We start from the raw sequence: 8,351 nt of genomic DNA on the forward strand, positions 1-8,351 counted from the left end.
ACGCGTGGCGACCGGGCCGGGACGTACCTCTGCGGGGCTCGCCACGTCATCGGCCACGTTCTCGGTCCGTGGATGGTTACCGTATCGCGTGCCGGGCGCGGACACGGCGAACGTTCCACGGCCGTGCGCGTGCCGGGCCGGTAGGCGGTCCGGCGGGAGACTCTGCGACACTCTGAGGCGTGCTGCACGACCCGACGCCCTCCCGCGACCCCCGAACGGGGCGCTGACCGCGTGGACCTCTCGACCCGGGCCGTCGTCACGGCGTGCCTCGCCGCGGGCATCGCCGTCGCCGCGTTCTTCGGCCCGCTCCCGCTCGCCGCGGCGTCGGGGGCCCTTGCCCTGATCGTCGCGATCGGGTGGCCGCGCCTGCTCGACATCCCCGTGCACGGCGGGACGCGCGTCGTCATCGCGATCGCCGGGCTCGGCGCCGTGGGTGCCACGGCCGCGACGCACGGCGAGCCCGCGCTGCGGCACCTGCCCGTGGTGCTCGCGCTCGCCGTGGTGCTCGCGTTCGTCGCCGAGCTCCTGCGCCGCGACGGGCGCCCGCGGCTGGTCGAGTCGCTCGTCGGGACCGTGAGCGGGATCGTCGTCGCGACGTCGTGCGCGGGCTGGATCGCGACGGGACGCACCGACGCGGGCGAGTCCCTGGTCGTGACGTGCGCGGTCGCGCTGGCCGTCGCCTCCGCGGTCTCGGCGCTGCCGCTGGGCGGCTGGACCAACGCCGCGCTCACCCTGGGGCTCGCGGTCGCCGCGGGCGGTGCCGTCGGGTACGTCATGCCCGACCTCGACCTGCTGAGCGGCGTCTGGTCCGGCGTCGTCGCGGGCCTGCTCGTCGCGTCGCTCCACGCGCTCTTCGACCAGCTCCCGGAGCTGCGGGGGCGCCTCGGCGCGTTCTCCGCGACGGCGCTGCCGGTCGCGGTCGGCGGGACGCTGATCTTCGTGGTGGGCCGGGTGATCGTGGGATGACGCCGTCGGTGCTCCCCGTCGTGCTCCTCGGCGCGACCCTGCTCGCGACGCTCGCCCTCGGCGTGTGGTGGCAGCGGCGCCAGGGGGTCGTGCGCGCGCCGCGCACGACGACGTCCGGGTCCGCGACCGACGACGGCGCGGCGTCCTTCGACTGGCCCGCCCACGGCGTCGTGCTGGGTGCGCGCGGCACGTTCGTGCAGTTCTCGGCCGAGCTGTGCGCGCCGTGCCGGGCGACGGCGCGCGTCCTCGGCGAGGTCAGCGCGGCGCACGACGACGTGACGCATCGTGAGATGGACGTCGACGACCACCTCGACCTGGTGCGAGCATTCGGCATACTGCGCACGCCGACCGTCCTCGTGCTCGACGCGGAGGGTCGGGAGGTCGCCCGCGCGAGCGGGGGGATGAACCGCGCCCAGGCGCTCGCGGCGCTCGCCGTCGCGGACGCGGGAGCGGCCTCCGCGACCGCGCACGACGCCTGACCCACGCCGTCCCCGACGGCCGCACCGGAGGAGACCGCATGAGCGACCAGGCTGGGCGAGGCGACGCCACGACGGAGCGCGGGACTGCGCCCGCCGGCATCGACCCGCGGGGGCCGCGTGCGGGGGCGGGCATCACGGCGCTGCTGCTCGCGGTCGTCATCCTCCTGTGGACGTCGCCCGCCGCGCTCGTGCTGCTCGCGCTCGTCGCGGCGAGCTTCCTGCTCGGCGCGATCCGGGGCGCGCAGGGCACGTGGCAGGCGTGGGTCTACCGCGTGGTCGTGCTCCCGCGCATCGGCCCGACGGCGGAGCGCGAGGACCCGAGGCCGCCGCGGTTCGCGCAGGCGGTCGGCCTCGTCATCACCGGCGCGGGGGTCGTGCTGGGGCTGCTCGGCGTCGAGGCGGCCGTGCCCGCCGCGGCGGCGCTCGCGCTCGTGGCCGCCGTCCTCAACGCCGCGTTCGGCCTGTGCCTGGGGTGCGAGCTGTACCTGCTGCTGCGCCGGGTCGCTCCCGCGCGCTGACGCTCCCGGGCTGACGCGCTCGCGGGCTGACGCGCCGGTGAACCGGTGCGGTCGGCCGCGGGTCAGTAGACGAGGGCCTGTGCGCCCTCGCGCAGCGCCTCCTCGACGAACACCGCCGCGCCGGCGATCCGCACGCCGGGCAGCACGTCGTCGGCCGTGATCCCGCGGCGCGCCGCGCACTGCGTGCACACGGTGAGGGTGCCGGCGGCGAGCACGGCGTCGAGCAGGTCGGGCAGCGGGGCGGCGTGCTCCAGCTCAAGCTCCGCCGCACGCCCGGGCAGCCCGAACCACGCGGCCTCGCCCGTGAGCCACACGCTCACCTCGACGCCTGCCGCGACCGCCGCGGCGGCGACGGTGAACGCCTGGTTGGCGGCCTCGGGGCGGTCGAGCCCCGAGGTGGCCTTGACGACGAGCGAGCGCTGACGGGGAGCCGCGGGCGGCGGCACGATGTCGGTCACGCGGCCGAGCGTAGCCCTCCCCGTCGGCGCCTTCCCCGTCCGCGGCGTGGTCGTCCCGCCCGGCCGGTAGGATCGGGCGCATGAGTCCGCACACTCTCGAGCTGATCTTCCTCGGCCTGCTCCTCGCGGCGACGGTCACCATCACGTGGTTCGCGGGGTACGTCGTCTACAAGCTCTACAAGGGCCAGCGCTGACGCTGCCGCGCGGGGCGAGCCCCGCCCCCCGCACGTCGCCCCGCCCGACTCCGAGAGGTGGTCGCTGATGCCGTTCGAGTTCCCCGAGGGGCTCGCGCCCGAGGTCTACCCGCTCGCCTGGCTCGTCGGGAGCTGGCGCGGCGAGGGGGTCGTCAAGTACCCGGGCATCGAGGAGACGCCGTTCGTCCACGACGTCGTGTTCGACCACGACGGCGGCCCGTACCTACGCTACGAGTCGACCCTGCGACTCCTCGAGACCGAGGTGCCGGAGACCGTCCCCGACGAGGGCGCGTGGCCCGAGCGCGACGCCGCGACGCTGGACGCCGCGGCGTCGGACGCCCCCGTGTGGTCCACCGAGACGGGCTACTGGCGCGTGTCCACCGACCGGCCCGACGGGCTCGAGGACGACCGGCACCCGCTCGAGGTGCTGATCGCCGACCCCGCGGGCCGCGTGTCCGTGTACCTCGGAGCGGTCGGCAACGGCCGCGTGGACCTGGCGAGCGACCTGATCGCCCGCACGTCCACCGCGTCGGAGGTCACGGCCTCGAAGCGGCTGTACGGGTTCGTCGAGGGCCAGCTCCTGTGGGTGTGGGAATTGGCGGCCTTCGGTGAGCCGTTGCAGTCGTACGCGTCCGCGAAGCTGACCCGGCGCCCGACGACCTGACCCGCGGGCCGACGGACGAGCGCGCCCGCACGCCCGGACGCGTCGACGAAGGAGGACCACCCGTGACCACCGGCTACACCAGCCCGCTCCTGTCCCGCCACGGCGCGGTGCCCGCGACCGGCCCCGACGAGGGCGTCGCCTGGCACTACGGCGACCCGACGGGGGAGCAGCGCGCGCTGCGCACGGGCGGTGCCGTCGTCGACCAGTCGCACCTCGGCGTCGTCACGGTCACGGGTCCCGACCGGCTGAGCTGGCTGCACTCCATCACGTCGCAGGACCTGACGAACCTCTCCCCGCGCACGTCGACGGAGCTGCTCGTCCTCTCCCCGCAGGGGCACGTCGAGCACGCGGCGTCCGTCGTCGACGACGGCGAGACGACCTGGCTCGTCACCGAGCGCTCGCACGCCGCCGACCTCGCCGCCTGGCTCGACCGGATGAAGTTCATGCTCCGGGTCGAGATCTCCGACGCCACCGACGCGTGGGCGGCGCTCGGCGAGCCCGTCGACGCCGAGGGCGCGGAGGGCGAGCCGGTCACGTGGCGCGACCCGTGGCCGCGCGTCATCGGCGGCGGCACGCGGTACGGCCCGCCCGAGGACGAGCACCCGGGCCGGGAGCGGCCGTGGCGGCTCGTGCTGGTGCCGCGGGCCGAGCTGGCCGACGCCGTCGCCGCGCGCGAGGCGGCCGGGTGGCGGCTCGTCGGCACGTGGGCGAGCGAGGCCGCCCGCGTCGAGGCGTGGCGGCCGCGGCTCGCGACCGAGATCGACCACCGGTCGATCCCGCACGAGACCGACTGGCTGCGCACCTCCGTCCACCTCCACAAGGGCTGCTACCGAGGCCAGGAGACGATCGCGCGCGTGCACAACCTCGGGCGCCCGCCGCGCCGGGTCGTGATGCTGCACCTCGACGGCTCGGGGCACCTGCTGCCCGCGCCCGGCGCCGAGGTCACGCTCGACGGGCGGCCCGTCGGCGCCGTGACGTCGGTCGCGCGCCACCACGAGCTCGGCCCGATCGCGCTCGCCGTCCTCAAGCGCAGCGTCCCCGAGGACGCCGAGCTCCTGGTCGACTGCGACGGTGGCGCGATCTCCGCGGCGCAGGAGGTCGTGGTGCCCGGCGAGGGCGTCTCGGTCGACCGTCCCGCCCCGCGCGGCCCCGTCGGCCGGGGGATCACGCCCCGCGGCGAGGGCGCGCCGACGAGCATGCTGTGACCGCGGGGCCGGCGTCCGGGCGCCCGCCGGGCCCGGACTCCGGACCCGGCGCGGTCGACGTCGCCCGCACCGCGTGGCGCCGGCTCCTCCTGCGCGCCCGGATCCGGCAGGGCGTCTCACGCGTCCGCGTGGCGCTGTGGCCCATCCTCCAGGCGTCGGCCGCCGCGGGCCTCGCGTTCGGCATCGCCCGGTACGGTCTCGGCCACACCGCTCCCTTCTTCGCCCCCGTCTCCGCGTGGGTGTGCCTCGGGTTCAGCCAGGACCGGCAGCTCCGCCGCGTCCTCGAGCTCGCGGTCGGGGTCGCGATCGGCGTCGGGCTCGGGGACCTCGTCGTCCACGCGATCGGCTCCGGGTGGTGGCAGGTCGCCGTCGTGCTCGCCGTCTCCGCGCTCGCGGCCCGCTTCATCGACCGCGGCGCGATGCTCACGACGCAGGCCGGCGTGCAGGCGATCGTTATCGTCGGGCTCCCGGCGGCGCAGGCCGGCGGCCCGCTCGGGCGGTGGACGGACGCGCTGGTGGGCGGGGCCGTCGCGCTCGCGGTCGCGGCGCTCACGCCCGGCGACCCCCGCCGTCGTCCCCGGCTGCTGGGTGCCGAGGCGACGACGGAGCTCGCCGCCGTCCTCGACGTCCTCGCGCGAGGGCTGCGCAGACGCGACCGCGCCGACCTCGAGGCGGCGCTCGTCAAGGGCCGCGCCTCCGAGGGAGCGCTCGAGGACTGGCAGTCGGCGGCGTCGTCGGCGCGGGAGCTCGCACGCGTCACCGCGGCCGGGCTGCGGCACCGCGACGAGCTCGGCGGGCTCGAGCGACAGGCCGTCCTCGTGGACCGCGCCATGCACAGCGTGCGCGTCCTGGCGCGGCGTGCGATGCCGGTCGCGGGCGGGCCGGACGAGCGGGAGCTCGACGCGGTCGCGGACCTCGTCGCCCGGTTCGGCGCCGGGGTGCACGTGCTCGCGGAAGCGGTCGGCGCCGGCCGCGACCCGGCCGTCGCGCGCGAGGTCCTCCTCGAGGTCGCGCACAGCGCGGACCCGCACGCGCTCGGCGACGGCGACTGGCAGGTGCAGTCGCTCGTCATGCTCGTGCGGTCGCCCATCGTCGACCTCCTGGAGGCGGCCGGGGCGTCGCCGCAGCAGGCGCGCGACGCCCTTCCCGAGCTCTGAGCGGACCATCCCGGCCCGTCGGGGCGAACCGGACGTTCTTCACCCTGCACAGCGGAGCCCCGGGCCGGTACCGTCGGGGCATGGAGGTCCCCGTCAGCGCCCTGCGCGCCGAGCTCAAGTCGTGGATCGAGCGGGCCAGGGAGGGCGAGGAGGTCGTCATCACCGAGCGCGGCGTCCCCGTCGCCCGGCTGACGGGCGTCGCGACGGCAGACCTGGTCACCGAGCTCGTGCGCGACGGCGTGCTGGTCCCGCCGGCGGGCGAGCGCCCGGTCCACGTGGTCCCCGCGGGCCGCGACGCCGGCGCGCGACCCGCGACGACGGACGGGGCGCGGTCGTCCGACGGCGTCCGTGGGGGTCGTGGCGGCGGCGTCGCCGCGCTCGTCCGTCGGATCCGGCGCTGAGGCCCCGATGGCCCTGGTCTACTTCGACGCGAGCGCCCTCGTGAAGCTCTGCGTCCCCGAGGTCGGCTCCGCGCTGGCCAGCCGCCTGTGGAACCGGGCGGACGTCGTCGTGACGAGCCGCCTCGCCGACGTCGAGGTGCGGGCGGCGCTCGCCGCCGGCGCCCGCGCCGGCGTGCTCGACGGCCCGGGCCACGCGAGCGCCCTCGGCGCGTGGGACGAGCTGTACCCCGCGCTCCACGTCGTCGAGGTCTCGGGCGAGGTCGCCGACCGCGCGTCGGCGCTCGTCGCGGCCGGTGCGCTGCGCAGCAACGACGCGGTGCACGTGGCGAGCGCCCTCGCCGTCGCGCACGACGACACGATCGTCGCGGCCTGGGACCCGCACGTGGTGACCGCCGCGCGGTCGGTCGGGCTGCGGGTGGTGCCGTGGCCCCTCGCCAGACCGTAGGCTCGTGCCCGTGGGAATCATCGGGTCGCTGCAGTGGATCGTCTACCTCGCGCTCTCGCTCGTCGTGTTCGGGACGCAGCTCTTCGCGCTCGTCGACGCGATCCGGCGTCCGGCCGGAGCGTTCACGGCCGAGGGGAAGCTGACCAAGCCGATCTGGCTCGCGATCCTCGCGGTCGCCGCGGCCCTCGGGTTCCTCTCGCTGCCCCTCGGCGGCGGTGTGAACCTCGGCTTCATCGGGCTCATCGCGGTCGTCGCGGCGATCGTCTACCTCGTCGACGTGCGCCCGCGGCTCCAGCCGTACGGCAACGGCCGCGGCAACGGGTCGTCCGGCCGCCCGGGCGGCTGGTGACGCGCCGGTGACCGCGCACGTCCACGGCGGGGTCGAGCGCGCCGCCGTCCCGCTCGCGGAGGTCGTCCGGGGCGACCTCGTCGAGTCGGTCCACGCCGGGCACCTCGTCCTGCTGAGCGGCGACGGCGAGCCGGTCCTGGAGCGTGGCGACGCCGACGCCGTGATCTGGCCGCGGTCGAGCGTCAAGCCGTTCCAGGCCGTCGCGATGCTGCGGCACGGGCTCGTCCTGCCACCCCGCCTCCTGGCGCTCGCCGCGGCGAGCCACAACGGGGAGCCGGAGCACCTCGCCGGCGTCCGGGAGATCCTCGACGGCGCCGGGCTCGACGAGTCGGCGCTGCGGAACACGCCCGACATGCCGCTCCACCCGCCCGCCGCGTTCACGTGGCAGCTCGAGGGCCACGGGCCGTCGTCGATCACGCAGAACTGCTCCGGCAAGCACGCGGCGATGCTCGCGACATGCGTCGCCGCCGGCTGGGACACCGCCACCTACCTGGACGTCGACCACCCGCTGCAGGTCGCGGTCCGCGAGACCGTCGCCGAGGCGACCGGCGTGCCGGTCGCGCACGTGACCGTCGACGGCTGCGGCGCGCCACTCTTCTCGACGACCGTGCGCGGTCTGGCGCGGGCGTTCGGGCGGCTTGCGGCAGCCCCGGAGCGCGACCCGCGCTCGCCGGAGGCGCACGTCGCGCGCGCGATGGCGGCGTTCCCGGAGATGGTCGGCGGGACGGGCCGGGACGCGACGCTCGCGATGCGCGCGGTACCCGGCCTGGTCGCCAAGGACGGTGCGGACGGCGTCTACGGCGCCGGCCTGCCCGACGGCAGCGCCCTCGCCTTCAAGGTGCTCGACGGCGGCTCCCGCCCGCGGCCCGCGGTGCTCGCCGCCGCGCTCCGACGCCTCGGCGCGCTCGGCGTGGCGGGGGTCGACGACGCGGCGCTGACCGCGCTCGGCGACGTGCCCGTGCTCGGCGCGGGCCGGCCCGTGGGCGTCGTGCGGCCGGTCCTCGACGGCGCGTCCGCCGCGCCGACGGATGACGCGGAGCGTCGCTCGTGAGGGCCGTCGTGCAGCGCGTCTCGCGCGCGAGCGTGAGCGTCGTGGCCGACGACGGCACGACGGAGGTCGTCGTCGGGGCGATCGACCGTCCCGGGCTGCTCGCGCTCGTCGGCGTGACGCACGACGACGGCGACGCGCAGGTCGAGACGATCGCGCGCAAGATCGCGGAGCTCCGGATTCTCGCGGGGGAGCGGTCGGTGCAGGACGAGGGCGCACCCGTGCTGGTCGTCAGCCAGTTCACGCTCTACGCCGACACGAAGAAGGGCCGCCGGCCGTCGTGGAACGGAGCAGCCCCCGGGCCCGTCGCCGAGCCCCTGGTCGAGGCGGTCGTGGCACGGCTGCGCGAGCGCGGGATCGAGGTCGCGACCGGACGGTTCGGCGCGCACATGGCCGTCGAGCTCGTCAACGACGGCCCGGTCACCCTGATCCTCGAGGCCTGACGCACCTCCCGGAGCGCATCGCGC

General features: G+C 76.7%; 12 protein-coding genes. 11 read left to right on the plus strand and 1 reads right to left on the minus strand.

All coding sequences use genetic code 11. From position 1 onward, the window contains the following. Positions 1-231: 231 nt before the first annotated feature. From ABWU78_RS04895 to ABWU78_RS04905, 3 genes are read left to right on the plus strand one after another with little or no spacing between them, the layout of a single operon-like run. Entirely contained in the window at positions 232-966 is a 735-nt protein-coding gene (locus tag ABWU78_RS04895) for a hypothetical protein (protein ID WP_353708385.1), read from the plus strand. Beyond that, positions 963-1,445 (plus strand): thioredoxin family protein, encoded by a 483-nt coding sequence (locus ABWU78_RS04900; RefSeq protein ID WP_353708386.1) that lies wholly within the window; start codon positions 963-965, stop codon positions 1,443-1,445. The genes ABWU78_RS04895 and ABWU78_RS04900 overlap by 4 nt, the downstream gene beginning before the upstream one ends. A gap of 38 nt (positions 1,446-1,483) precedes the next feature. Further along, a complete protein-coding gene (locus tag ABWU78_RS04905) occupies positions 1,484-1,963 on the plus strand; it encodes a DUF4395 domain-containing protein (protein ID WP_253053882.1) in 480 nt (159 codons plus the stop codon). Positions 1,964-2,025: 62 nt separating this feature from the next. On the opposite strand, the gene ABWU78_RS04910 is transcribed toward ABWU78_RS04905, so the two are convergent. After that, positions 2,026-2,421 carry a DsrE family protein gene (locus tag ABWU78_RS04910; RefSeq protein ID WP_353708387.1) on the minus strand — a complete coding sequence of 132 codons (396 nt, stop codon included), beginning with the start codon at positions 2,419-2,421 and terminating at the stop codon, positions 2,026-2,028. A gap of 261 nt (positions 2,422-2,682) precedes the next feature. On the opposite strand from ABWU78_RS04910, the gene ABWU78_RS04915 reads away from it, so the two are divergent. The 8 genes from ABWU78_RS04915 (at position 2,683) to dtd (ending at position 8,327) form a co-directional block, all read left to right on the plus strand. Beyond that, positions 2,683-3,279, plus strand: coding sequence for an FABP family protein (locus tag ABWU78_RS04915; RefSeq protein ID WP_353708388.1), 597 nt, complete (start codon positions 2,683-2,685; stop codon positions 3,277-3,279). A gap of 62 nt (positions 3,280-3,341) precedes the next feature. After that, positions 3,342-4,484: a CAF17-like 4Fe-4S cluster assembly/insertion protein YgfZ gene (ygfZ, locus tag ABWU78_RS04920; RefSeq protein WP_439157718.1), complete on the plus strand. Its 1,143-nt coding sequence runs from the start codon at positions 3,342-3,344 to the stop codon at positions 4,482-4,484. After that, positions 4,481-5,641, plus strand: a complete 1,161-nt coding sequence (locus ABWU78_RS04925; protein ID WP_439157719.1) for an FUSC family protein — start codon at positions 4,481-4,483, stop codon at positions 5,639-5,641. The genes ygfZ and ABWU78_RS04925 overlap by 4 nt, the downstream gene beginning before the upstream one ends. 80 nt (positions 5,642-5,721) lie before the next feature. Continuing rightward, positions 5,722-6,042 carry a type II toxin-antitoxin system Phd/YefM family antitoxin gene (locus ABWU78_RS04930; RefSeq protein WP_253053872.1) on the plus strand — a complete coding sequence of 107 codons (321 nt, stop codon included), beginning with the start codon at positions 5,722-5,724 and terminating at the stop codon, positions 6,040-6,042. A gap of 7 nt (positions 6,043-6,049) precedes the next feature. After that, positions 6,050-6,487, plus strand: coding sequence for a type II toxin-antitoxin system VapC family toxin (locus ABWU78_RS04935; RefSeq protein WP_253053870.1), 438 nt, complete (start codon positions 6,050-6,052; stop codon positions 6,485-6,487). A gap of 10 nt (positions 6,488-6,497) precedes the next feature. Then, positions 6,498-6,836 carry a DUF2516 family protein gene (locus tag ABWU78_RS04940; protein ID WP_308202327.1) on the plus strand — a complete coding sequence of 113 codons (339 nt, stop codon included), beginning with the start codon at positions 6,498-6,500 and terminating at the stop codon, positions 6,834-6,836. A gap of 7 nt (positions 6,837-6,843) precedes the next feature. After that, positions 6,844-7,887, plus strand: a complete 1,044-nt coding sequence (locus tag ABWU78_RS04945; protein ID WP_439157720.1) for an asparaginase — start codon at positions 6,844-6,846, stop codon at positions 7,885-7,887. Continuing rightward, complete coding sequence (gene dtd / locus ABWU78_RS04950; RefSeq protein WP_439157721.1) at positions 7,884-8,327, plus strand: D-aminoacyl-tRNA deacylase; 444 nt, start codon at positions 7,884-7,886, stop codon at positions 8,325-8,327. Before ABWU78_RS04945 ends, dtd begins: the two co-directional genes overlap by 4 nt. The last annotated feature ends 24 nt before the right edge of the window (positions 8,328-8,351 follow it).

The organism is Cellulosimicrobium sp. CpK407 (assembly GCF_051844275.1).
In the GTDB taxonomy this organism is placed as follows: domain Bacteria; phylum Actinomycetota; class Actinomycetes; order Actinomycetales; family Cellulomonadaceae; genus Cellulosimicrobium; species Cellulosimicrobium cellulans_G.